17 protein-coding genes and 1 tRNA gene are annotated in these 24020 nt (G+C 64.6%); 11 read left to right on the top strand and 7 right to left on the bottom strand.

Going from position 1 to position 24020, the window contains the following annotated elements:
* Nucleotides 1-180 precede the first annotated feature (180 nt).
* The 4 genes from nudC to mnmH all read left to right on the top strand — a co-directional run bounded on the left by nudC (nucleotide 181) and on the right by mnmH (nucleotide 3507).
* Nucleotides 181-1140: an NAD(+) diphosphatase gene (nudC, locus tag OEZ71_RS07805; RefSeq protein ID WP_263739384.1), complete on the top strand. Its 960-nt coding sequence runs from the start codon at nucleotides 181-183 to the stop codon at nucleotides 1138-1140.
* A 39-nt stretch (nucleotides 1141-1179) separates the two neighbouring features.
* Nucleotides 1180-1653, top strand: a complete 474-nt coding sequence (locus OEZ71_RS07810; protein WP_263739385.1) for an SRPBCC family protein — start codon at nucleotides 1180-1182, stop codon at nucleotides 1651-1653.
* Between the two features lie 152 nt (nucleotides 1654-1805).
* On the top strand, nucleotides 1806-2405 hold the full coding sequence (locus OEZ71_RS07815; protein ID WP_263739386.1) for a L,D-transpeptidase: 600 nt from the start codon (nucleotides 1806-1808) through the stop codon (nucleotides 2403-2405).
* Between the two features lie 37 nt (nucleotides 2406-2442).
* Nucleotides 2443-3507: a tRNA 2-selenouridine(34) synthase MnmH gene (gene mnmH, locus OEZ71_RS07820; protein WP_263739387.1), complete on the top strand. Its 1065-nt coding sequence runs from the start codon at nucleotides 2443-2445 to the stop codon at nucleotides 3505-3507.
* Between the two features lie 108 nt (nucleotides 3508-3615).
* On the opposite strand, the gene selD is transcribed toward mnmH, so the two are convergent.
* A complete protein-coding gene (selD, locus tag OEZ71_RS07825; protein ID WP_263739388.1) occupies nucleotides 3616-5796 on the bottom strand; it encodes a selenide, water dikinase SelD in 2181 nt (726 codons plus the stop codon).
* Nucleotides 5797-5912: 116 nt separating this feature from the next.
* Between selD and OEZ71_RS07830 the strand changes: the two genes are divergently transcribed.
* Both OEZ71_RS07830 and OEZ71_RS07835 read left to right on the top strand, forming a co-directional pair.
* On the top strand, nucleotides 5913-6923 hold the full coding sequence (locus tag OEZ71_RS07830) for an NAD-dependent epimerase/dehydratase family protein (protein WP_263739389.1): 1011 nt from the start codon (nucleotides 5913-5915) through the stop codon (nucleotides 6921-6923).
* Between the two features lie 62 nt (nucleotides 6924-6985).
* A tRNA-Met gene (locus tag OEZ71_RS07835) sits at nucleotides 6986-7062 on the top strand.
* A 76-nt stretch (nucleotides 7063-7138) separates the two neighbouring features.
* On the opposite strand, the gene OEZ71_RS07840 is transcribed toward OEZ71_RS07835, so the two are convergent.
* Both OEZ71_RS07840 and OEZ71_RS07845 read right to left on the bottom strand, forming a co-directional pair.
* The gene (locus tag OEZ71_RS07840) at nucleotides 7139-7531 is read right to left on the bottom strand and encodes a carboxymuconolactone decarboxylase family protein (RefSeq protein ID WP_263739390.1); all 393 of its coding nucleotides are present in this window, start codon (nucleotides 7529-7531) and stop codon (nucleotides 7139-7141) included.
* A 121-nt stretch (nucleotides 7532-7652) separates the two neighbouring features.
* Nucleotides 7653-9860 (bottom strand): response regulator, encoded by a 2208-nt coding sequence (locus tag OEZ71_RS07845; RefSeq protein WP_263739391.1) that lies wholly within the window; start codon nucleotides 9858-9860, stop codon nucleotides 7653-7655.
* Nucleotides 9861-10012: 152 nt separating this feature from the next.
* Here OEZ71_RS07845 and OEZ71_RS07850 point away from each other — a divergent pair, with 152 nt between their 5' ends.
* Both OEZ71_RS07850 and pbpC read left to right on the top strand, forming a co-directional pair.
* Nucleotides 10013-15463, top strand: a complete 5451-nt coding sequence (locus OEZ71_RS07850) for an alpha-2-macroglobulin family protein (RefSeq protein ID WP_459542629.1) — start codon at nucleotides 10013-10015, stop codon at nucleotides 15461-15463.
* Complete coding sequence (pbpC, locus tag OEZ71_RS07855; protein WP_263739393.1) at nucleotides 15460-17493, top strand: penicillin-binding protein 1C; 2034 nt, start codon at nucleotides 15460-15462, stop codon at nucleotides 17491-17493. The genes OEZ71_RS07850 and pbpC overlap by 4 nt, the downstream gene beginning before the upstream one ends.
* A 94-nt stretch (nucleotides 17494-17587) precedes the next feature.
* Here the strand turns inward: pbpC and OEZ71_RS07860 are convergent, their stop codons facing one another.
* The 4 genes from OEZ71_RS07860 to OEZ71_RS07875 all read right to left on the bottom strand — a co-directional run bounded on the left by OEZ71_RS07860 (nucleotide 17588) and on the right by OEZ71_RS07875 (nucleotide 21097).
* Nucleotides 17588-18766 carry an acetyl-CoA C-acyltransferase family protein gene (locus OEZ71_RS07860; protein WP_263739394.1) on the bottom strand — a complete coding sequence of 393 codons (1179 nt, stop codon included), beginning with the start codon at nucleotides 18764-18766 and terminating at the stop codon, nucleotides 17588-17590.
* Between the two features lie 29 nt (nucleotides 18767-18795).
* The gene (locus OEZ71_RS07865) at nucleotides 18796-19632 is read right to left on the bottom strand and encodes a metallophosphoesterase (protein WP_263739395.1); all 837 of its coding nucleotides are present in this window, start codon (nucleotides 19630-19632) and stop codon (nucleotides 18796-18798) included.
* A gap of 46 nt (nucleotides 19633-19678) precedes the next feature.
* A complete protein-coding gene (locus OEZ71_RS07870; protein WP_263739396.1) occupies nucleotides 19679-20422 on the bottom strand; it encodes a metallophosphoesterase in 744 nt (247 codons plus the stop codon).
* Nucleotides 20423-20488: 66 nt separating this feature from the next.
* On the bottom strand, nucleotides 20489-21097 hold the full coding sequence (locus tag OEZ71_RS07875) for a dimethylsulfonioproprionate lyase family protein (RefSeq protein ID WP_263739397.1): 609 nt from the start codon (nucleotides 21095-21097) through the stop codon (nucleotides 20489-20491).
* Between the two features lie 199 nt (nucleotides 21098-21296).
* Between OEZ71_RS07875 and OEZ71_RS07880 the strand changes: the two genes are divergently transcribed.
* The 3 genes from OEZ71_RS07880 to recR are packed head-to-tail and all read left to right on the top strand — an operon-like array spanning nucleotide 21297 to nucleotide 24013.
* Nucleotides 21297-23042 carry a DNA polymerase III subunit gamma/tau gene (locus OEZ71_RS07880; RefSeq protein ID WP_263739398.1) on the top strand — a complete coding sequence of 582 codons (1746 nt, stop codon included), beginning with the start codon at nucleotides 21297-21299 and terminating at the stop codon, nucleotides 23040-23042.
* Between the two features lie 10 nt (nucleotides 23043-23052).
* Complete coding sequence (locus OEZ71_RS07885; protein WP_263739400.1) at nucleotides 23053-23406, top strand: YbaB/EbfC family nucleoid-associated protein; 354 nt, start codon at nucleotides 23053-23055, stop codon at nucleotides 23404-23406.
* 7 nt (nucleotides 23407-23413) lie between these two features.
* The gene (gene recR / locus OEZ71_RS07890) at nucleotides 23414-24013 is read left to right on the top strand and encodes a recombination mediator RecR (RefSeq protein WP_263739401.1); all 600 of its coding nucleotides are present in this window, start codon (nucleotides 23414-23416) and stop codon (nucleotides 24011-24013) included.
* The last annotated feature ends 7 nt before the right edge of the window (nucleotides 24014-24020 follow it).

The raw sequence follows: 24020 nt of genomic DNA on the forward strand, positions 1-24020 counted from the left end.
CCAAGGTACCATTACTTTGCGGAGATTCTAACCGGAGATATTTCATCGGGTCACCAAATAAGAGATAAATATGTAACATTTTCTACTCTTGATTGTTCAATAGGGGCGATAGAGACGCATTGATCCGTTTGCACCCGCCTTTCCGCCGTGCCACATCTGAGCCGACCTGAGGAGAGAAGCATGCGCAAGGCGGAAACGGTAACTTTCGGCGGATCGGGTCTGGACCGCGCCGCCTGGTTGCGGGGCAAAGCCGAGGACCTGTCTGCGCACATGACGGATGGATCCGCATGCATCCTGCCGATCTGGCGCGGCAAACCTTTGTTCGCGAGCCATGCGGCCGCTTGGGTTGCGCGGGGTCACCCGGTTCTCGAAACGGCTGCGGAAACGCCGGTCTTTCTTGGTCTTGACGAAGGGCAGGCGCGGTTCGCCGCCGACATCTCGGCATGGGAGCCCGAGACCGGTGACACGCCGCCTGCGGGCGTCTTCTTCGACCCGACCGAACAACGCCATCCTGCCCTGCCAGATGATTACCGGTTCGCTGAACTGCGCGGTGTGATGGCGGACCTTACGCCGCGCGATGCCGAACTGGTGGCCACCGCAAAGGCGATCCTTGGCTGGCACCGCAGCCACCGCTTCTGCTCGGCCTGCGGACAGCCCAGCGCTGTTGCGGATGGTGGCTGGCAACGCCGTTGCGCGACCTGCGGCACGTTCCATTTTCCGCGCACCGATCCGGTGGTGATCATGCTGATCACGCGGGGAAACAAGACATTGCTTGGCCGCTCGCCGGGTTGGCCTGAGGGCATGTATTCCTGCCTCGCCGGGTTCGTCGAGCCGGGCGAGTCTTTGGAGGCAGCCGTACGTCGTGAAGTGGCCGAGGAAACCGGTGTCAGGGTCGGTCCCGTCCGCTATCTTGCCAGCCAGCCATGGCCCTATCCGTCGTCGCTGATGATCGGCTGCACGGGCGAAGCGGTGACGGACGAGATCACCGTCGACCCACATGAGATCGAGGATGCGATCTGGGTCAGCAGAGAAGATGTGGCGCTGGCTCTGTCCGGGGAGCACCCGACAATCCGGCGGCCGCGCAACGGCGCGATCGCGGGTTTTCTGCTTGCCAACTGGGTTGCGGACCGGCTCGATTGACGCCAATAGTCGGCGCGGGAGAATGGGGAGAATAGAAGCGTGAAGTTTTCCACGAAGGAAGACGTCGAAGTGCCCGCTGGAGAAGTCTTTGATTTCTTGTCCGATTTCGGCTCATTCGAAAGGGCGGCGGTACGGCGCGGGGCAGAAGTCACACGGGTGGACCGAATTGCCGAAGTCGGGCCGGGCCTGACCTGGAGCGTCCGCTTTCCCATGCGCGGAAAGATGCGGCGGGTGCTATGCGAGCTTGCCCGGTTTGACCGACCCGAGGCCCTGAACGTCAACGCCGAAAGCACGGGTTTTCATATCGCGCTTGCCGTCGCACTGGTCGAGCTTTCGCCGAAGCGGACCCGTATGACCGTCGACGCCGAAATAAAACCGCGTACCCTGGCGGCGCGGCTGATGCTGCAGTCTGTCCGGATCAACAAGGCTGGTTTTGTCCGCCGGTTCGAGGCGCGGGTGCAGAAATATGCGGCGGACCTGGAGCTCAGGCATCTTGGGCACGGGGTATCCTGAAAAGCGCGCCCTGTGACAAAACGCATTATCGGCAAGACTGCCAAAGCGCGCCCTATCAAGGCCACATTCATAGGCAAAATCGCAGCAATCCGTTTTGGATTTACGGTATTGTAAGAAAACCCCGCACAATAAAGGCGGGACAGAAGGAGAGAATGAGGGATCGTCGTTCGCTCATGGCCGGGGCCTTCGCGGCCGCAGCGTTCGGTGGTAGGGCCGCGCCGGTCGCGGCACTGACCAAGACCGATATCGTCCTGCCACCTGCACCAATCGCCGGATTGACCATCTCGCCCGAGCTTTATCCGACCGTCGTGCGCGTGAAACGCAGCTTCGAACCCGGCTCGATCCATGTGATCTCGTCCCAGCATTTCCTCTACTACATCGTCCGGCCACAAACCGCGATCCGCTACGGCGTAGCGGTCGGCAAGTCAGAACTTGTCTATCGCGGTGAGGCGGTGGTCGGGCGCAAGGTCGAATGGCCCAGCTGGAAACCCACGCCTGAGATGATCGAACGCAATCCGGCGGCCTATGAGAAATATGCCGACGGCATGCCGGGCGGGCCGAAAAACCCCTTGGGCGCGCGGGCGCTATACCTTTACCACGACGGCATCGACACGGCGATCCGCATCCATGGCACAACCGAACCGAACTCCATCGGGCATTCGGTGTCGAACGGCTGCCTGAGGATGGTCAATGATCACGTGATCGACCTATACAACCGCGTGGAACTTGGCGCGCCGGTCACGGTCTACTGACCCTTTCGGAGCATCGCGCGGGACGTTATGAGGGGCCATGGCCCTGACCCTCACCTCCCTTCAGCAGATCGCCGCGCTTAGCTTCGACGCGGTGATCGACGTGCGCGCACCGCAGGAATTCGCCGAAGATCATCTGCCGGGCGCGATCAACCTGCCGGTGCTGGACGACGCGGAACGGGCCCATGTGGGAACGGTCTATAAGCAGCAATCGCCCTTCCTCGCCCGCAAGATCGGCGCGGCGCTGGTGGCGCGCAATGCCGCCAAGCATCTGGAAGGACCGCTGGCCGATCTGCCGGGGGGGTGGCGGCCGCTGGTCTATTGCTGGCGCGGCGGGCAAAGATCGGGGTCCTTCGCATCGATCCTGTCGCAGGTCGGCTGGCGGGTGGAACTGGTCGAAGGGGGCTACAAAAGCTGGCGGCGGCTCGTTGTGGCGGAACTGCAGGATCAGCCGGTCCGGTCTCCGCTCGTGGTGCTGGATGGCAATACCGGCTCGGCCAAGACGGAACTGCTCGGGCTTCTTGGCGATCATGGGGTTCAGACCATCGACCTTGAAGCGCTCGCCAATCATCGCGGCTCACTCTTCGGCGACATGCCGGGTGGACAGCCGACGCAGAAGGGGTTTGAGGGGCGGCTTGCCGTGGCGCTTGCGACCCTCGATCCGGCGCGGCCGGTGGTGGTGGAAGCGGAAAGCTCTCGGGTTGGCAATATCGCCTTGCCGAAACAGCTCTGGGCTGCAATGTGTGCAGCGCCCCGGATCCGCGTTGCCGCCCCGTTGGAGGCGCGCGCCGACTACCTCGCCCGCGCCTATGCCGATGTGACCGGGGACCGGGACCGGTTGAAGGCGGTCGTTGCGCGGCTGAAGCCGCTGCATCCGGCCGAGCGGATCGAGGCATGGCTCGCCCTCGCCGAGAGGGATGATTTTGTCGGGCTGGCGCGGGACCTGATGGCGGCCCATTACGACCCCCGCTACGAAAAGCACCGCGCCCGGTTCGCGCCGGAGCGCGAGGCAGTGATCGAGACCGCCGACCTCGCGGCAGCAACGCTCGACCCGGTTGCCTCCCGTATCGCAGACGCGGTGCGCGCGCTCACCACGACGCGCTGACAAATGCCGTCTCGGGGGGCATCGAGCCCCCCTCACCGGGCGTCGCGTTCCGCGCCGCAGCCCGCCGGGCCAGAGTGTTTTCTGAACCGAAGAAGCAGATGGATGGGATCAGTCCTCGACCGTGAGGAAGGGCGGGCCTTCCAGCACCTCGCCGATGATCACCGCTGTCTCGCCCACCGCATGGAGCCGCCGGACAAGGTCCATCGCGCTGTCCGCCGGGACCGCAGCCAGGAGCCCGCCTGCGGTCTGGGGGTCAAAGAGCAGATCAGCGCGCGGACTTTCCGTCAGGAACATCCGCGCCATGACTGCACGGTTCGCGGGAAGGAGCGTGGAGCCATGGCCCGCTGCCGCAAGTGCCTCGGCACCCGGCAGGACGGGCACATGCGAGAGCGATATGCGTGCCGCAGTGCCAGACGCCTCCATCATGGTCATCAGGTGTCCGGCAAGGCCGAACCCTGTGATGTCGGTCATCGCACCCGCCGCAGGCGCGAGGATACGCGCCGCCGCGCCCTGCGGGCGGGTCATGGAGTCGAGCGCTCCGGCAACAACATCGCCCGGCGCGGCGCGGGCCATCTCGGCGGCGAGGATCACGCCGGTACCAATCGGCTTGGTGAGGATCAGCCAGTCGCCCGGCCGCGCCTCGGCCTGAGTTACGGCGCCGCCAGCGGTGAGCCCGGTGACCGTGAACCCCACGGTGAGTTCGGCCCCGAGACTGGTATGCCCGCCCACAACGTCGGCATCTTCGGCCCCGAAGGTCTCGGCGGCGGCCGTCATGATCTCGCGCAGGGTATCCGCCTGCATCCGGGACGACATACGGGGCAGGATCACCTGCGCCAGCGCCGCCTGCGGACACGCGCCCATCGACCAGACGTCGCCCATGGCATGGATCGCGGTGATTTTCGCCAGAAGGTAAGGGTCTTCAGTGAAGGCGCGGACATGATCGGTCGTCAGGACCTGTTGGTCCTTGCCATGCGCCAGCACAGCCGCGTCGTCCCCCGGACCCGACAGCACATCGGGCCGAACCGGCCTCGGCAGGCCCGCGAGAGCCGCGCGCAGATCGGCCTGCCCGACCTTGGCGCCGCAGCCGCCGCAAAGGGGCTTGCCCTTGCCAAGCTCGTCCCGCACCCCGGCAGCAACGCGTTCGGGCAAGGGCGGCGCGTCCATGAAGGGCAATTCGTGGAACTTCTCCATGAATTTCCGGTCGATCCGATCCTTCCAGCGCCAGAGCCAGGCGCCGTCGAGCGGCAGGCCCCATTTGTCGGCGACCGCGCCCTTGAACCCGGTGGAAATGAGCTTGAGATAGTCGCGCTGTGGCCGGTAGGCCTGCATATTCCCGCGCCCGGTCAGGGCAACTTCGAGGTTGTGCGCAAGCACCGGCGCCTGCCGCACGGCGAAAACCCCGGCTTTGGGGCGTGGTGCGAACCCCATCTGGGCGATGTCGCCGCAGGCGAAGATCGCCGGATCGGTCAGGCTTTGCAGGGTCGGGCCGACCTGCACGAACCCGTTTTCCAGCGAGAGCCCGGTATCAGCAAGCCAGCCCCCGGCGCGCGCCACAGCCGTGCCGATCACGAAATCCGCGCGCACCAGATGGCCATCGGCCAGCCGCACGCCGCCCCGCTCAAAACTTGTCGCTTCCATCCCCTCGATCAGCGAAATGCGGGCCCGCGTCATGTGGGCCCGGAGCGCGCGACTTGCCCCCGCCCCGATCACAGACAATGCCTGCGACCGCTCAATCACGCTGATCGTGGCCGACTCTCCCAGACGGTGGCGGGCGGCAAGCGCCAGTTCCACACCAGCGACGCCGCCGCCGATCACCGCAACCGATGGTGCCGCATCGCGCTTTGTGTGACCGGCGACGAACTTCTCCCACCGGTCAGCGAAGGCATCGAGCGGCTTGGCCGGAACCGCATGATCGGCAAAGCCGGGAAGGCCGGGCATCTCTGACGTGATACCAACATCGATCGAGGCGATGTCATAGGCAATGTCAGGCCGACCCGGCACGGTGATGCGGCGGGCCGCAAGGTCGATACCCGTCGCCCGGCCGAGGATCAGCCGCGCCCCCGCGTGGCGGGCAAGTTTAACAAGGTCGATCTGCAATTCGTCGCGCGCGTAATGCCCGGCGATATGGCCGGGCAGCATGCCGGAATAGGCCGCCGTCGGGAGGGGATTGATCAGTGTCAGCCGCACCCCCGGCACAGGCCGCATCCCCCACATGCGCAAGACGAGCGCATGTGTGTGACCGCCGCCAATCAGGACGAGGTCGCGGGTGAACGGGATCTGCACCTGCATCGGGCCTCCTTCGGCCTATCCCTAGCGCGGGCGCGCGCATTTGGCGATGCCCGGACTTTCGCATCGGCGGGGATGCGGCTATTCATCGCCCCGATGGTCCGGAAAGGGAGCTGAGGATGCGCGTCTATATCACCGGGGTCGCCGGCTTTATCGGCTTCCACCTTGCGGACCTTCTCCTTGACGAAGGCATCCGGGTCCATGGCATGGACGGGATGACGGATTATTACGACGTCAATCTGAAACGGGGTCGCCTTGCGGTTCTGAACCAGAAACCGGGCTTTGGATTCACCGAATGCATGCTGGAGGACAGCGCCACACTTGCTGCCGACATGGCCGCCTTCAAACCGGATATCGTCGTCCATCTCGCGGCGCAGGCAGGCGTCCGTTACAGCCTGGAAGCGCCGCGCAGTTATCTGTCCTCGAATATCGAGGGCACGTTCAACGTGATGGAGGCGTCGCGCGATCTGGGGGTCAAGCACCTGCTGCTTGCCTCCACCTCATCGGTTTTCGGCGCCAATACCGAGATGCCGTACCGCGAGACCGACAAGGTCGACACTCAGGTCTCGCTCTATGCCGCAACCAAGAAGGCGACCGAGGCACTTAGCCATTCCTGGGCGCATCTTTACAACCTGCCCACGACCTGTTTCCGTTTCTTCACGGTCTATGGCCCGTGGGGGCGCCCGGACATGGCGCCTTTCAAGTTCACCAAGGCGATCCTCGCCGGCGAACCCATCGACGTCTACGGCCATGGCGAGATGTTCCGAGATTTCACCTATGTGACGGACCTTGTGCGAGGGGTCCGGCTGTTGATGGACGCCGTGCCGGAGCGGCCTTCAACAGTCGAGTCTATAGAGACAGGCGACAGCCTGTCACCGGTCGCTCCCTGGCGGGTCGTCAATATCGGCAATGGCGAGAAGGTGGCGCTTGGCGATTTCATCGCGGCGATCGAAGCGGCAACGGGCAAGGTCGCGAAGCGCAATCTGATGGAAATGCAGAAGGGCGATGTGCGCGCCACCTGGGCCGACAACACCCTCCTGCGCCGCCTCACCGGCTACCGACCCCAGACCGATATCCGAACCGGCATGCAAAGCTTCGTCGATTGGTACCGCGACTATTATCGTCTTTGATCCTTTGGGGGAGATTCTCCCTTGACGGGCGGCGGGGGCTGGCATAGCTACACCGCCGGTGTGGCGAGGTAGCTCAGCTGGTTAGAGCACACGACTCATAATCGTGGGGTCGGGAGTTCAAGTCTCCCCCTCGCCACCACATTTCATTCACTCTGAATCGCGGCACAAAGGGCGAGCAACCTTGCCGGACAAGGTGGGTTAAACCCACCTAAAGATCAGGTCGGGCTATTGCCGTCTTCCAGCACCTTCCGTGCCACGCGGAAGCATTCCAGCGCCTGCGGTACGCCACAATAGATGCCGACGACATGGATGATCGCGCGAATCTCGTCCTTGGTGACACCGTTGTTGATTGCGCCCCGGCAATGGATCTCCCATTCATGCATCTTGCCGAGCGCGCCAATCATCGCGAGGTTCATCATTGACCGCGTCTTTGCGGGGATGACATCGTCGCCCCAGCCGAAGCCCCAGCACCAGGCGGTCATCGCCTCCTGAAACGGGCGCGTGAAATCGTCAGCAGCGGCCAGATTTCTTTCGACATAATCCGCGCCGAGTGTCGCCTTGCGTTGTGCAAGTCCTTTCAGGAAAAGGTCTTCGTCGAATGCGCTCATCGTTCCCTCCGATCCTGTCGCAGGCGACCTTAGCCTGATTTGTCGGGATTGACAGGGGCGATCACCCCGAAAAGCGCCGATCCACACCTCTTGACCGGCAGCACATCATGCAATGCGTTTCTTACGTCGCCGGACGCGCGTCGAGAGGGCGGAACTCACCGATCTTTCCTGCAATCGCGACTTTCTTCAGCGGTTTCGTCAGATAGTGGTCGATGCCAGCTGCGAGAATCGAGTCACTGTCGCCTTCCATCGCATGGGCAGTGAGTGCAACGATCGGTGTCCGGGTCAGCCCGCGCTCTTCCTCGATAGACCGGATGGCGCGGGCAGCCTCACGACCATCCATTTCGGGCATGGAGATATCCATGAAGATCAAATCGGGACGGAAACTGCGCCACTGATCCACCGCCTCGCGCCCATTGGCGGCGAACTGCAGGTCGATGTCGAAATCCGTCACCATCTTGCGAAAGACAAGCTGGTTGGTGCGATTGTCCTCTGCCGCCAGCACGCGCATCTGCCGTTTCTCGCCGACAGGGGATTCCGGTTCCGCCGGATCGAGCGGCAAGAACCCCTCGTTTTTAGTGCCGGGATAGGAGAGGTGCTGCAAGGTCCGGAACAGCTCGGAGCGGAGGATTGGCTTTTGCAGAACCGCTGCCATGTCACGAGTCGCACCTTCTGCGGCGTCAGGATGCGACGAGAGGAGCAGGATCGGCGCCGTTACCCCCACCGCGCGCAACTGGGCCGCAAGTTCCGGTCCCTCGACTTCCGGCATGTCGTGATCGGTGAGCACAACATCGAAAAAGCCGCCAGCGGCGACCGCCTGCAAGGCCTCACCGGCACTGCGGCACATCGTGACCTCTAGCCCGTAGGTCTGAAGCTGACGTTCCAGGATGACCCGGTTGATCTGCACATCGTCGACGATGAGCGCTCGTCTCAGAAGGATCGGGCGGTCAGGTTTGTCGATGATCTGTATTGGCTCAGCCGGGGCAAAGGTCACGCGAAAGCCAAAGCACGATCCCTGCCCCGCCTCGCTGTCGACCCAGATCGTTCCGCCCATCAGTTCCACCAGCTGACGGGTGATCGCGAGACCGAGCCCGGTCCCCTCGAACTTGCGGTTCGATTGCTCTTCGACCTGATTGAATTCACCGAAGATGTGATCGATGTAGTCGGGCGATATGCCGATTCCGGTATCCTCGACCGTGACATGCAGGTCGAACCGGCTATCCGGTAGTTCCAAGCCGACCACGCGCGCCAGCACATGCCCTTCGGACGTGAACTTGACCGCATTACCCAGAAGATTAGTAAGAATCTGCCGCATCCGCCCGGGATCGCCGACATAGCGGGTCGGCAGGAAGAGATCGAAATCGACCAGAAGCTTGATGCCCTTGTCGCGGGCCGAGGGTTGCAGCAGCAGCACCACCTCGTGCAGGCAGCGTTCCAGATCGAAGGGTTCGGGATAGAGCTTCAACTTCTCCGCCTCGATCTTGGAATAGTCGAGCACGTCGTTGATGATCGTTAAAAGCGCCTCGCCCGATGACTTGATCGTCTCGGCAAAGAGCCTCTGCTCCTCGCCCAGATCGGTGTCGATCAAGAGTTCGGCCATGCCCACGACCCCGTTCATTGGGGTGCGGATCTCATGGCTCATATTCGCGAGGAAGGCCGATTTCGCGCGGTTCGCGGACTCAGCCCTAGCCCTCGCTTCCTCCAGTTCTGCCTCGCGCTCCATCGCCTCGGTGATGTCGAGCGCCATCGAAACCATATCGCCTTCGCTTCCGCGTCGGTCAATAAAGCGGATATGACGGCCGTCTGTCAGCCGCACCGTCTTTTGTGGAATATCGGCGCGAGCGATCCGTTCGGTCATCTCATGGCGCCAGTCGTGAACGTCTCTGCCATCCAGATCGACAATTCCGGCCTCGGCCAGTGTTACGATCATCATGTCGTAGTGGATACCGGTCTGGATATCGGTCCTGTCATTGAAAAGCGAGAACCACGCCCCGTTCGCAGCAACAAGCCGCATCCCGGTGTCAAAAACCGCGAATCCGTCCTGAATGGTCTCAATCGCCTCCCACAGACGCCGTTCTGCAATTTCCGCCGCATCGGTCGCGCGACGAAGGTCGGACATGATGTGATTGTTCTGCCCTTTGAGCGATTCGGCTTCGCAAAGCGCTTGTTCAAGTCCGTGACGCTGTTCGACAATCTGGTCAGAGAGGCTGCGCGCATGTTGCGATAACTGCGAATTGGCCGCGAACAGCTCGCGCTTCTTCTGTTCCAGCAGGCGTTCGGCGGCTAGGCGCGCGCGCCGTTCTTTGGCGAGTTTCTCGGCTATGCTCACATCCCTTCTCCGGCCCGACCGTGCGGAATACCGCCCGCGCGACTCCGACCATCGCGCAACCATGTGAAGGAACGCTTAAACGCCGCCCCAGTCGCGGTCGTCACGGTTGCGAATCCCGCCCGGGCCTGCGAGCATCAGGGCATTGACCGGAAATGGGGATTTCGATGCGCGCCCTTGCAATCGCGGCCCTCGCGGCAAGTCTTTTCGTGGCGGGCCAAGCGCCAGCCCGGGACCTGATCCCCGAACGCCGCGCGGTTCTGGTCGAGAATATGGACTTTCCGGGCGGCGACCTGCGCGCGCTTTATGACATCGGTTTTGACGCCTGCCGCGCGGCCTGCCTTTCCGAGAACGCCTGCACGGCCTTCACCTATAACCGCCGCGCCTCCTCCTGCTTCCCAAAGTCCGGTGCCGGTGAACCTGCGCCCTATATCGGCGCGATTTCGGGCCGTATGCTGGAAGCCGCGCCGGGGTCCTCAGAGCGCGCCCAGCTCCGGGCGGATGAACTGGGCTTCCTTAGGCCCGAAGATTTGATCGCGGCCTATGATCAGGCGCAGGGCCTGACGGCACTTCATATCGCGGGTGAAATGCCCGCAGACGAACTGGCGGGTCTGGCACAGAGCGCACGTTCGAATGCAAACTGGCCGAGAGCCGCCGAACTTGCGGGAATGCTGACCGGTATAACCGATCTGGCGGGCGACTGGGCAGATTACGCCGATGCGCTGTTGCACCTCAAAAGCGACAGTAGCGGTCGGATGCGGGAATATGCCGAGCGTGCCGCGCGCGCCGCGACCAACGCATATCTCAGGGCTGATGCCGCACCCCTGCGTGCAAACACTTTGGTCACACTGGCGAACGCTTTCGACCGGATCGGCCGCGGGCGCGACATGATCCCGCTCCTAAGGCTCGCACAAAGCATCCAACCACGTGACGATACGGCGGCGATGCTGGACGATGCGATCGGAAAATACGGGTTCCGCATTTCCGAAACGCAGGTCGAGGCGGATAGTGCCAGCCCCCGTATCTGCGCGTTCTTCAACGAGGATCTGGTTCGCTCAGGCACTGACTACGCACCCTTCGTGAAACTGCCCGAGGCGGGTCTTTCAGTCGAAGCCTCTGGCCGCCAGATCTGCGTTGCCGGTTTTGTCCACGGCGCGAGGGCAACGCTGACCTTCCGCGAAGGCCTACCTGCCGCCTCAGGCGAGGTTCTGGCCAAGGATACCCAGATCACCCAATATATCCGCGACCGGTCCGCCGCCGTGCGCTTCCCCGGCCGCGCCTATGTTCTACCGCGTGTGGGGACGAAGGGTATCCCGGTCGAGACGGTGAATGCCGAAACGCTCGACTTGACGCTGCTGCGTCTCTCCGATCGCAACCTGATCCGCGCGATTCAGGGCGGCATGTTCGGCCGCCCACTGGATTACTGGTCGGCGGAAAACCTGAAATCCGAGGTCGCCGAAGAGGTCTGGACCGGCACCGGCGAGGTCGGGATGCAAGTCAACCGCGATATGACCACGCTTCTGCCGCTCGACGGCGTCATGTCCGACCTCGGCCCCGGCATCTACGCGCTGCAGGCCGCCATTCCGGGCAAGGACCCCTATGACGATCCTGCCGCGACGCAGTGGTTCGTGATCTCGGACCTCGGACTGACGGCGATGGAGGGCGTGGACGGCCTGCATGTCTTCGTCCGCGCGCTGTCTGACGCGTCGGCCAGCGAAGGCGTGACCGCAACGCTGCTGTCCCGCGCCAATGCGGTGATCGGGGCCGTGACCACGGATGCCGAAGGATACGCCCGCTTCGATGCCGGGCTGGCCGCCGGAATCGGCGGCGCGGCACCCGCGCTGGTGATGGTCGAGAAGGGCGAGGATATGGCCTTTCTGCCGCTGACCGAGGCGGAGTTCGACCTTTCCGACCGGGGCGTCGCTGGGCGTGAGGCCGCCCCGCCCATCGACGTGTTCCTTTCGACCGACCGGGGCGCCTACCGGGCGGGCGAAACCGTAAACGCCACCATCCTTGCCCGCGATCAGAAGGTCGACGGCCTGGCCGGGCTGCCGATGACCGCGCGTCTGATCCGGCCCGACGGGGTCGAATATTCCCGCGCGCTTCTCGACCATGCGGGCGCAGGCGGTTTCGTCGCCAGAATGCCGCTTGCCGGAAGCGCGCCACATGGAACCTGGCGGATCGAAAGCTTTGTCGAAGAGGGCAAGCTGCTCGCCTCACAGAGCTTCCTTGTCGAGGATTTCCTGCCCGAACGCATCGACTTTGACCTGACCCTGCCCGAGGGTGCCCTGCGCCTGACCGACCGGCCGCCGCTGACGGTCGCGGCGCGTTACCTCTTTGGCGCGCCGGGGGCGGAACTGGATGTCGAGGGCGATCTGAGGATCAGCGCGCTGACGCAGCTTGATGCCTTCCCCGGCTATGCTTTCGGGCGCTATGATGAGCCGTTCTCGCCCTATCGCGACGCGCTCGAGGACGCACCGAAGACCGGTGCCGATGGAAGCGCGGTCCTGTCGGTCAGCTTCCCCGATCTCGGTGAGGCCGCGAACCGGCCTTTGGAGGCGAGCGTTGCCGTGCGGGTCAAGGAAGGGTCCGGCCGGCCGGTCGAACGCAGCATCGCCCGGCGCATCCTGCCCGATGACCCGGTCATCGGGATCAAACCCTTGTTTGAGGAAGGCACGGTGCCGCAGGGGTCGGAGGCCGGGTTCAACCTGATCGCGGTCGGGCCGGATGAAGAACCGGCCACGCGCGCCGTCCACTGGACGATCAACCGGATCGAACGGAACTATCAGTGGTATTCGCTCCACGGCAACTGGGACTGGGAGGTAACCACAACCCGGTCCCGCGTGGTGAGCGGCGAGGCACTGCTGACGCCCGAAGGGCCGGTGGGCATTTCTGCCCCGGTCGACTGGGGCAATTACGAACTGGTGGTGGAGGCGACGGAGGGTGCCCATACCTCATCCTCCGTCGAATTCTATGCGGGCTGGTATGTTCCCGCCGATGCTGCGGAAACGCCTGATACGCTGACCGTCGCGCTCGACAAGGACGCCTATCGGCCGGGCGACACGGCGCGGCTGCGGATCGAACCCCGCGCGGATGGCGTGGCTTTGGTCACGGTCCTCTCGAACCGGCTGATTGACATGAAGGCCGTGCCGGTGAAGGCGGGTGAGAATGTGATCGACCTGCCCGTGACCGACGATTGGGGCGCGGGGGCCTATGTCACCGCTTCGGTCATCCGCCCGTTGAACGCGGAGGCGGGCCGCGCGCCGACGCGGGCGCTGGGCCTTTCCTATGCGCCGGTCGATCCCGGTGCGCGCAGGCTTTCCGCCATATTCGAGGTCGCGCCCGAGGCCGATCCGCGCGGGCCGCTGCCTGTTGCGCTGAAGGTCGATGCGGCGGAAGGGGCAGAGGTCTTCGCCACCATCGCCGCTGTCGATCTGGGCATCCTCAACCTGACCGCTTTTGAGTCACCGGACCCGGAGGGCCACTATTTCGGCCAGCAGAAACTCGGCATCGGCATCCGCGACCTTTACGGGCGGCTCATCGACGGCCAGACCGGCACAAAGGGCGCTGTGCGGTCGGGTGGCGACGCGGCGGCGGGCATGAAACTGCAATCGCCACCGCCGACCGAGGAACTGGTCGCCTATTTCTCCGGACCCCTGACAGTTGACGCCGACGGCTATGCCCGTACCGAGTTTCAGTTGCCGAGCTTCAACGGCACTGTGCGGCTGATGGCAGTCGTCTGGTCCGACAAGGCGGTGGGACAGGCCGAAACCGACGTGCTGGTCCGCAATCCGGTCGTCGTCACAGCCTCCGTCCCCCGGTTCCTTGCACCGGGGGATCAGGCGCGGATGCTTCTGGAGATCGTCCATGCCGCTGGGCCTGCGGGGCTTATGGGGCTGGATGTCTCGGGAACCGGTCTGATCCTTGGCGATGCGCCCTCCGGTCTCGATCTGGCGGAGAAGGCGAAGACCGCGATCACCGTCCCTGTCACGGCGGCGAATGCGGAGGGGCTGGGCACGATCCGCGTCGCGCTGACGACGCCCGACGGCAAACAACTGGTCAAGGATCTGACCATCCCGGTTCAGGTCAACGATCCTGAAACCGCGCGCCAGACCCGCTTCGACCTGGCCGCCGGTCAAAGTTTCACGCTGGATCAGAACGTCTTCGCTGACCTCCTGCCCGGCTCCGGTCGCGCCACTCTGGCCGCCGGTCCGATCGCCCGCTTCGACGCGCCGGGGCTTCTGGCATCGCTTGACCGCTATCCCTATGGCTGCACAGAGCAACTGACGTCCAAGGCGCTGCCGCTTCTTTATTTCGAACAGGTCGCCTCGGCGATAGGCGGCACACCTGCGTCAGATATTCGGAAGAGGGTTGAGGAGAGTGTTTCGGAGATCCTGATCAACCAATCCTCCAACGGCTCTTTCGGTCTCTGGTATCCCGATACGGGCGACCTCTGGCTTGATGCCTATGTCACCGACTTCCTCAGCCGGGCGAAAGCGCAGGGCTACACCGTGCCCGACACCGCCTTTCGCAACGCTTTGGACAACTTGCGCAACCAGTTGAACTACGCCCCCGATTTCGACGAGGGCGGCGGAGCCTATGCCTATGCGCTGATGGTGCTGGCGCGCGAAGGGGCGGCGGCGATGGGAGACCTGCGCTACTATGCCGACGTGAAATCCGGGGCTTTCGACACACCTATCGCCTCGGCCCAGCTTGGCGCGGCGCTTGCCTCCTATGGCGATCAGCGACGGGCGGACGCTATGTTCCGGCAGGCCGCTGAACAGCTCAGCCGTTGGGGTTTCAACGAACAGCGTATCTGGCGGGCCGATTACGGCACCAACCTGCGCGATGCGACGGCGCTTCTGACACTGGCTACCGAAGCCGGATCACAAGCGGTCGATGCAGATATGCTCGGCAACGATGTCGCGGCCGTGATGGCGGGGCAACGACTGTCAACGCAGGAAGCGACCTGGGCGCTGCTGGCTACGAATGCGCTCATTGACCGGGCCGGGGCCGAGGGCTTCACCGTCAATGGTGCCGCGGTTGACGGCCCGATGGTCCGGGTGCTGGACGCCGATGCCGCGATCCCGCAGGTGATCGCCAACACAACGGGGCGCGATGCGACGGTCACGCTGACCAGCTTCGGAGTGCCGACCGAACCCGAGCCAGCGGGCGGCAAGGGCTATGCGATTGCCCGCAGCTACTACACGCTCGATGGCACGCCCGCCGACATCGCCACAGTCAAACAGGGCACTCGCCTTGTCGCGGTGATCGTGGTCACACCGCATGACGGCAGCGAGGCGCGGCTGATGGTCAATGACCCGTTGCCCGCCGGGTTCGAAATCGACAACCCCTCGCTTCTGCGCGCGGGCGATATTGCCGCGCTCGACTGGCTGGAGACGGCGGAGACACGGATGACCGAGTTTCGCCAGGAACGCTTCCTTGCCGCCGTCGACTGGGGATCGGACCGGCCCTTCCGGCTGGCCTATATTCTGCGTGCCATCACCCCCGGCACGTTCCGCCACCCGGCGGCCAGCGTGGAGGATATGTACCGACCCGACTACCGGGCGCGCACGGCGGTCGGGCAGGTCACGGTGACGGAGTGAGACGTCACGCGTCCTTCCTGCTCGCCGGTCTTCTCTTCGCGACCGGGCTGGCGCGGGACGAAGTCGATCAATGGATCGACCGCACGGACCTGCCTGCGCTGATGGTGGAAACCGGGACCGAGGTCGTCGCCCGCGACGGCACACTCCTGCGCGCCTTCACCGTGGCCGACGGGCGCTGGCGGCTCGATCCCGGCCCGGTCGATCCGGGCTTTGTCGCGATGCTGATCGCCTATGAGGACAATAGGTTTCACACCCATAATGGTGTCGACCCCCTGGCGATGCTGCGTGCGGGTTTGCAGGCCGCGTGGAATGGCCGCGTGGTATCGGGCGGCTCGACCCTGACCATGCAGGTCGCGCGGTTGCTGGAGGAAAGCGGGACCGGCAGGCTGGAGGGCAAGCTGCGTCAGATCCGTGTTGCACTGGCGCTGGAACGGCGGCTGACCAAGGAGGAAATCCTTGGGCTCTATCTGCGCCTCGCCCCCTATGGCGGCAACCTCGAAGGCATCCGCGCGGCGACCCTATCCTATTTCGGCAAGGAACCCCGCCGCATGACGCCCGCAGAGGCGGCCTTGCTGGTGGCCCTGCCGCAATCGCCCGAAACCCGCCGCCCCGACCGCTTCCCCGAAGCGGCTGCCAAGGCCCGGACCCGCGTCCTCGACCGGATGGTCGCCGACGGAGCGATGGAGGATGAGCGCCGGTCCGCCGCGCTGACGGAGACCGTGCCAGAGGCACGCCACCCCTTCCCAGTGCTCGCTCCCCATCTCGCCGAACGCCTCGCCAGCGGAAAGCCGGGTACACACCGGATCGAAACCACCATCGACGCCCGCCTGCAAGCCAGACTCGAAACCCTCGCAGCCCGCGCCATGCGGGCCAGCGGGGCGCGGACCTCGCTTGCCGTCCTCGTCGCCGACCACCGCAGCGGCGACATCCTCGCCACCGTCGGCTCGCCGGACTGGACCAATAACAGCCGCGCGGGGTTCGTCGACATGACGCGTGCGCTACGGTCCCCCGGCTCGACGCTGAAACCCTTCGTCTATGCGCTGGCCTTCGACGAAGGCCTCGCCCATCCCGAAACCCTGATCGAGGACCGGCCCACCGCCTTCGGCACCTACGCACCGCAAAACTTCGACCGGCAGTACCGGGGCACCATTACCGCGCGCGAGGCGCTGCAACTTTCGCTCAACATTCCCGTGGTCAGCCTGACCGAAGCGCTCGGCCCCGCCCGGCTTCTGGCCGCCCTGCGCAAGTCCGGCGGGCATCCGGACCTGCCGCGTGGCCAGCCGGGCCTTGCCGTAGCGCTCGGCGGCGTTGGGATCACGCTCGAAGACCTCGTTCAGGCCTATGCCGCGCTGGCAAGGCTCGGCCAGCCGATCCGGCTTCACACAACACCCGGCGCGCCCGAGGCGACAGGCCAGCGCCTCTTTGGGCCCGAGGCTGCATGGCTCACAGCCGATATCCTCGCGGGACTTCCCCCGCCCGCAGGCGCGCCCGCCCAACGGATCGCCTACAAGACCGGCACCAGCTATGGCCACCGCGATGCCTGGGCGATCGGCTTCGACGGGGCGCATGTCGCAGGCGTCTGGATGGGGCGGGCGGACGGTGCCTCCGTCCCCGGCGCCTTTGGCGGCGATCTTGCGGCACCGATCCTTTTCGACATTTTCGCACGGCTCAAATCCGTGCCCGACCCCCTTCCCGCGCCACCACCGGCAACGCTGATCCTGCCCACTGCCCGCCTGCCGCACCCCCTGCAACAGTTCCGCCCGCGCAGCGCGGCCTTCGCAACCGCCCCCAACGCCCCCGAAATCGCCTTTCCGCCCGACGGGGCCGAGGTGGAAGCCGGTCCGACGCTCGCGCTCAAGGTCCGGGGCGGCACGCCGCCCTTCACATGGCTCGCCAACGGCGCGCCGCTGATCCTCGCCGACCGCGCCCGTGAAACCGCGATCTACAACCCCGGCCAAGGCTATCTCACTCTTTCGGTCATCGACGCAAACGGACAGAGCGCCACCGCCAATGTGACGCTCCATCCCTGATCTTCTTCTGTTCTGAAATACTCCCGCGGGAGGCAGGCCGCGCAACCGCGCGGCCCCGGCGAGGGGGGCTCGATGCCCCCCTAAAAGACGCCCGTCAGACCCGTTCGATCGCCAGTGCGATGCCCTGACCGCCCCCGATACACATGGTGATCAGCGCCTTCTTGCCGCCGATGCGCTCCAGTTCGTACATCGCCTTGATGGTGATAATCGCGCCTGTCGCACCGATCGGATGGCCAAGCGCCACCGCGCCGCCGTTGGGGTTCACCTTGGCTGGATCGAATCCGAGCCCCTTCGTCACCGCCAGAGCCTGCGCCGCGAAGGCCTCGTTCGATTCGATCACGTCGAAATCGCCGACCGACAGGCCGGTGCGCTTCAGAAGGGCCTCGACTGCCGGAACCGGGCCGATCCCCATGACTTCCGGCCGCACCCCGGCATGGGCATAACCCAGAACCCGGGCGCGGGGTTTCAAACCGGCCTTTGCCGCCGCATCGGCACGGGCCAGCACAACCGCACCTGCACCATCATTGATGCCGCTCGCATTGCCTGCCGTCACCGTGCCGTCCTTCTTGAACACGGTTTTCAACCCGCCAAGCGCTTCGAGGCTTGTGGCCTTCGGATGCTCGTCGGTATCAAAGACCACAGTCCCCTTGCGCGACGTGATCTCGACCGGCGCGATCTGGTCCTTGAACCGGCCTTCGGCGATCGCCTTCGCCGCGCGTTCCTGGCTTTCCATCGCGAATGCATCTTGTGCCTCGCGGGTGATGCCGTGTTCAGCCGCCACGTTTTCGGCTGTCACACCCATATGGCCAGTGCCGAACGGACAGGTCAGCGCCCCGGTCATCATGTCGAGCGCCTTGGTGTCGCCCATCTTCTGGCCCCAGCGGGCGGCCTGCAGCGCATAAGGCGAACGGCTCATATTCTCCGCCCCGCCGGCAAGGGCGAAATCGGCGTCACCCAGGGCCAGCGATTGCACGCACGAGACGATAGCCTGCACACCCGACCCGCAAAGCCGGTTCACGTTCATCGCAGGCGTACCGTTCGGCACACCGGCCTGCATCGCGGCGACGCGGCTCAGATACATGTCGCGCGGCTCGGTATTGATGACATGGCCAAAGGCGACATGGCCGATCTTTTCACCCTCGACCCCTGCCCGCTCCAAGGCCGCCTTCGCGGCCACGGTGGCGATGTCGATGGGGGCCATACCCGCGAGGCTTCCCCCAAAGGTCCCGATCGCGGTGCGCGCGCCGGAAAGAATCACGATGTCGTCGTTCATGTCAGCCCTCCATGGATGTTGGGCGAATGTTAGATGCCGCGGCGCAGCATGACTAGTGTGATTTCGGGCGGCTGCAAAATTCGTAACGGAAGACCGGAATACCCGATCCCGCCCGACACGATCAGATGACGGCCTCCCTCTTCGATATGGCCATAGGCATACCGTCCGCCGTAGCGCGACGGTGTCATTGGCCGCCAGCCGAAGATGTTTGCCTGCCCGCCATGGGTGTGACCGGACACCTGAAGAAAGGCCCGCCCATCACCTTCGGCGAAATAGTCGGGTTCATGCGCCATCAGGATCGTGGCTGCGCCCTCGGGCACATCTGCGAAGGCGGCTTCTGGATCGTGAAAGCCGGGCAGGTGCAGATGTTTTCGGGCGCCCTGGCTGTCCATCCCAGCCAGCCAGAAGCTGCCGCCGCCATGGACGATTTCGCTGGAACGATTGGCCAGATGGCGGATAGGGCTGATCTCAAGCGCCTCGGCCACCGAGTTGCGGGCGAAACGGCTTTGCCGCGCTAGCCTGCAATCCCACCAGTCGTGGTTTCCCAGAACCGCGAAGACCCCAAGCGGGGCGGAAAGCGCCGCAAGCTCTGCGATGATCCGCTCAGCCTCGATGAAACGTGCGGGCAGCTTTCGGTCGACAATGAAATCGCCTGGCAGCAGAATAAGGTCTGCGCCAAGCCCGTTTACCTGACCGATCATGCGCCGGAGCGCGGCAAGTGACGTCCATGGATCGCAGACATGCAGATCGGCGAAGATCGCCATGGTCAGATCCGGCAACGTCCAACGCGGATCGGTGATGACATGGCGGACGATACGCGGATGGCTGGAGGCCGTGACTGGCGCGAAGAATTTTCGTGTCTTCACCTTACGTCACCCAAGGCGGTCATGGCTGGATCTGAATGCAGTCCGATCATGACAGGGTGGGTCGGATCGCTTCCCGGCCCAACCCGTCAAGCAGCCAGACTTTGTCATCCTCGATCACCACCGTTGACAGGGCATGGCCATAGCCTGCTCCGCTGTCAATGTTCAGACGGTTGCCATAGTGGGTGACGGCATCGACCGGCGTATGGCCGTGAACGACCAGACAGCCAAAATCACCGCGATAGTCGTGAAAATCGCGCCGGATCCACAGAAGATCGTCCTCGCTCTGCGCAGCAAGCGGAACACCCGGCCGGATACCGGCATGAACGAAAAGCACTCCCCCCCGGGCAAAGGACGTGGGCAGGCCGCGCAGAAAGGTCATATGCGCGCCGGGCACTTTCGAAGAAGCCTCTTCGTGCAGGTCGTGCAGCAGACGTTCACCCGCCCGCTCGACCCCATAGGAGGCCAGCGTCGTTTCGCCGCCAAGGCGGGGGTGAATCCAGTGCAGCTCTGCCCTGAGACCCGCGTCGTGACTGTCGGGATCGGCCATGAAGCCGGTGAACATGCGGTCGTGATTGCCCTTGAGTGTCACCCAGGGTTTTCCGGCTTCGTGCCCCCTTATCAGATAGTCGATAACCCCCCGGCTGTCGGGACCGCGGTCGACCTGATCGCCGATATGCACCACGGGCGCGTCCGTGTCACCGACCCGCACCCGGTCCTCGGCAATCCGCCGATGCGCCTCTTCCAGCTTGTCGAGATGGCCATGAATGTCGCCGATCGCGTAGGTGCGCATGTCTGTCCGTCCGGGTAATGCGGGCGGACCCTATCGCGGCATAGGGTTGGGGGCAATCCGCCCCGGTCAGGCGACCTGTGCCTCGGGGTCGGGCAGGAACGCGTAGGAATGGGTGTTCACATCGCCCGACCAGCGCCAGAGCGCCAGAACGCCTTCGGGGCCGGTGCGGAAGGCATGGGGCATCAGGCTCGGGTGATGGATCATGTCGCCCGGGCGGCGGGTGCGGCGATCCTCTCCGGCGGTCCAGAACGCTTCACCGGCGAGGATCACATAGGTCTCGTCCGCGTCGTGATTGTGAAGGGCATAGTAGCTGTTCGGACGCTGGTAGAAGAGGCCGAGACGCAGGTCCGGCGCGGGGATCGGCCCGTCAGGACCCATCAGCGTCGTGACGGCGCAGATGGCAGCGGCATCGTCGCTCATCCGATCGGCCACGGGATTGGTGCCCCAGGGGATGAGGTCTTGCGCGGCAAGGATGGCCTGTGCCGCCGGGTGATCCGAGGTCGCGAGCAGATCACGCATCAGCGCGTCGAGCGCACAGGGCGTCTGACGCTCGAAGGCCTCGGGCGCGGGTGTCGTCGTCAGGGCATGCGCTGTCCGCTCTGCCGCGTCCCGCCCCTCGGCGCGGTAGATATCGGCAAGCGCGGTCAGAAGAGCGTCGAAAACCGGCGGATGCATATCGCGGGCCTCACAGTCAAATCGGTTGGGCCAGTCTTGGGCTGTTTTTTCGACGGTGACTGATCCAATCGCGACGGAAACTCGGTCGCTAATGCGTGATCTAGGGAAACCGCGTTCCAACCGGTTCGCGGCAGCCTTCGGGTGGACGGCGGCGGCGCGCCCGCCTAGTCTTCACCCGATACGAATCCCGGGAAGACCGATGAGTGAAGAGACAGGGACCCGCTACCAGGTCCTCGCCCGTAAATACCGCCCTGAAACCTTCGCCGACCTTGTCGGTCAGGAGGCGATGGTGCGCACGCTGAAGAACGCCTTTGCCGCCGACCGGATCGCGCAGGCCTTCATCATGACCGGTATCCGGGGGACAGGGAAAACCACGACCGCGCGGATCATCGCCAAGGGCATGAACTGCGTCGGCCCTGACGGTCAGGGTGGCCCCACGACCGACCCTTGCGGCAAGTGCGAGCACTGCGTGGCGATCATGGAAGGCCGCCATGTCGACGTGATGGAGATGGACGCGGCCAGCCGCACCGGCGTCGGCGATATCCGCGAGATCATCGAAAGCGTCCATTACCGGGCCGCTTCAGCCCGCTACAAGATCTACATCATCGACGAGGTCCACATGCTGTCGACAAGCGCGTTCAACGCGCTTCTGAAGACGCTGGAGGAACCCCCCGCCCATGTGAAGTTCATCTTCGCCACGACCGAGATCCGCAAGGTCCCGGTCACGGTCCTGTCCCGCTGCCAGCGCTTCGACCTGCGCCGGATCGAGCCCGAAGTGATGATCGCACTTCTGAAAAAGATCGCGACGGCTGAGAAGGCTGAGATTACTGACGATGCCTTGGCGCTCATCACCCGCGCCGCCGAAGGCTCCGCCCGCGACGCAACCTCGCTTCTCGATCAGGCAATCAGCCATGGCGCAGGGGAAACCACCGCCGATCAGGTCCGCGCCATGCTGGGACTCGCTGATCGTGGCCGGGTGCTCGACCTCTTCGACCTTATACTGAAGGGCGATGCGGCCGGGGCTCTGAACGAGATCGGCGGGCAGTACAGCGACGGGGCCGACCCGATGGCCGTCCTGCGCGATCTGGCCGAGATCACCCATTGGGTCAGCGTCATCAAGATCACGCCCGAGGCCGCCGACGACCCGACCGTCCCGCCCGAGGAACGTGCCCGTGGCCTCGCAATGGCGGACGCGCTGCCGATGCGGGTTCTGACCCGGATGTGGCAGATGCTTCTGAAGGCGTTGGAAGAGGTCGCCGCCGCCCCGAACGCCATGATGGCGGCCGAAATGGCGGTCATCCGCATGACCCATGTGGCTGACCTGCCCGATCCCGAACAGCTCATGCGCCGCATGGCAGAAGGCCCCGGCCCCTCGGCCCCCGCGCCAACCGGGCGCGGCCCTGCCCCCGGCGGCGGTGTCACCCATGCCGCGCCGCGTGCAAGCGTATCCTCCGCGCCCACGGGCAACGGCACAGCCACCGCGCTCGCCCGCGAGCCGGAAGTGGCGCTTGCTCGCTATGCGAGCTTTCCGGCGGTCGTCGAATTGATCCGCGCCAACCGCGATGTGAAGTTGCTTCTGGAGGTGGAAAGCCACATCCGCCTCGTCCACTACGCCCCGGGCCGGATCGAGTTCGAACCAACCGCCGATGCGCCGCGCGATCTGGCGGCGACCCTCGCCCAGCGCCTTCAAAGCTGGACCGGCGTGCGCTGGGGTGTTTCGGTGGTGTCCGAAGGCGGTGCCAAGACCATCGCCGAAGCGCGGAACGCCCGCGAGGACGCGGCCCGCGAGAAGGCAAAGGAAAATCCCTTGGTGCAGGCGGTTTTCGCGGCCTTCCCCAAGGCCCATATCACCGCTATCAGAACTCCGGACGAGGTTCAGGCCGAAGCGCAGGCAGAGGCCCTGCCCGAGGTCGAGGACGAATGGGACCCGTTCGAGGAAGGTTAAGGAGAGAAAGATGCTTAAAGGTTTGGGCGGGCTTGGTGGCCTTGGCGACATGACCAAGATGATGAAAGCCGCGCAGGAAATGCAGGGCAAAATGGCGGAGCTTCAGGAAAGCTTCGAGCGGATCAATGTCGTCGGCGAAAGCGGCGCGGGCCTTGTGACGGCCACCTGTTCTGCCAAGGGCGATCTCAGGGCGCTCGACATCGACCCCTCGATTTTCGATCCGAGCCAGAAGGAAGTTGTCGAGGATCTGATCGTCGCTGCGATCAAGGATGCGCAGAAGAAGGCTGCGGACCGGTCGCAGACCGAGATGAAGCGGCTGTATGAAAGCCTCGGCCTGCCCGCCGACATGAAACTGCCGTTCTGAGGCGGATTTGAGCGAGGCGACCCGCGACATCGAAGCCCTGATCGAGCTGATGGCCCGGCTGCCGGGCCTTGGGCCGCGTTCGGCGCGCCGGGCGGTGCTGCATCTGATCAAGAAGCGCGGCAAGGTGATGGCACCGCTGGCGCAGGCCATGGCCGAAGTGGCCGCCACCGCGAGGGAATGCGCGACCTGCGGCAATATCGGCACCGCCGATATCTGCGACATCTGCCGCGACGACCGCCGCGCGACGGGTGAGATCTGCGTGGTGGAGGATGTGGCCGACCTCTGGGCGATGGAGCGGGGGCAAGCCTTCAAGGGGCGCTATCATGTGCTCGGCGGCACGCTTTCAGCCCTGGATGCCGTGGGGCCCGAAGAACTCGGCATCCCGAAACTCCTGACCCGCATCCGCGACAATGACATCACCGAGGTGATCCTCGCGCTGAATGCTACGGTCGATGGTCAGACCACCGCCCACTACATCGCCGAGACGCTGGAAGGCAGCGGTGTCGCGGTCACTTCTCTCGCTCAAGGCGTGCCGATTGGCGGTGAGCTTGATTATCTCGACGATGGCACGATTCAAGCCGCGCTGCGGGCACGAAAGAAGATCTGACGGCGAG

Source organism: Albidovulum litorale, from assembly GCF_025751495.1.
GTDB lineage: Bacteria > Pseudomonadota > Alphaproteobacteria > Rhodobacterales > Rhodobacteraceae > Albidovulum > Albidovulum litorale.

What these genes read in the sequence shown, in the direction of transcription:
- nudC (WP_263739384.1), top strand. Translation starts at nt 181, where the DNA reads ATGCGCAAGGCGGAAACGGTAACTTTCGGCGGATCGGGTCTGGACCGC.
- OEZ71_RS07870 (WP_263739396.1), bottom strand. Translation starts at nt 20,422, where the DNA reads ATGCGCACCTACGCGATCGGCGACATTCATGGCCATCTCGACAAGCTG.
- OEZ71_RS07885 (WP_263739400.1), top strand. Translation starts at nt 23,053, where the DNA reads ATGCTTAAAGGTTTGGGCGGGCTTGGTGGCCTTGGCGACATGACCAAG.
- mnmH (WP_263739387.1), top strand. Translation starts at nt 2,443, where the DNA reads ATGGCCCTGACCCTCACCTCCCTTCAGCAGATCGCCGCGCTTAGCTTC.
- OEZ71_RS07880 (WP_263739398.1), top strand. Translation starts at nt 21,297, where the DNA reads ATGAGTGAAGAGACAGGGACCCGCTACCAGGTCCTCGCCCGTAAATAC.
- OEZ71_RS07830 (WP_263739389.1), top strand. Translation starts at nt 5,913, where the DNA reads ATGCGCGTCTATATCACCGGGGTCGCCGGCTTTATCGGCTTCCACCTT.
- OEZ71_RS07850 (WP_459542629.1), top strand. Translation starts at nt 10,013, where the DNA reads ATGGGGATTTCGATGCGCGCCCTTGCAATCGCGGCCCTCGCGGCAAGT.
- OEZ71_RS07840 (WP_263739390.1), bottom strand. Translation starts at nt 7,531, where the DNA reads ATGAGCGCATTCGACGAAGACCTTTTCCTGAAAGGACTTGCACAACGC.
- selD (WP_263739388.1), bottom strand. Translation starts at nt 5,796, where the DNA reads ATGCAGGTGCAGATCCCGTTCACCCGCGACCTCGTCCTGATTGGCGGC.
- OEZ71_RS07875 (WP_263739397.1), bottom strand. Translation starts at nt 21,097, where the DNA reads ATGCATCCGCCGGTTTTCGACGCTCTTCTGACCGCGCTTGCCGATATC.
- OEZ71_RS07815 (WP_263739386.1), top strand. Translation starts at nt 1,806, where the DNA reads ATGAGGGATCGTCGTTCGCTCATGGCCGGGGCCTTCGCGGCCGCAGCG.
- OEZ71_RS07860 (WP_263739394.1), bottom strand. Translation starts at nt 18,766, where the DNA reads ATGAACGACGACATCGTGATTCTTTCCGGCGCGCGCACCGCGATCGGG.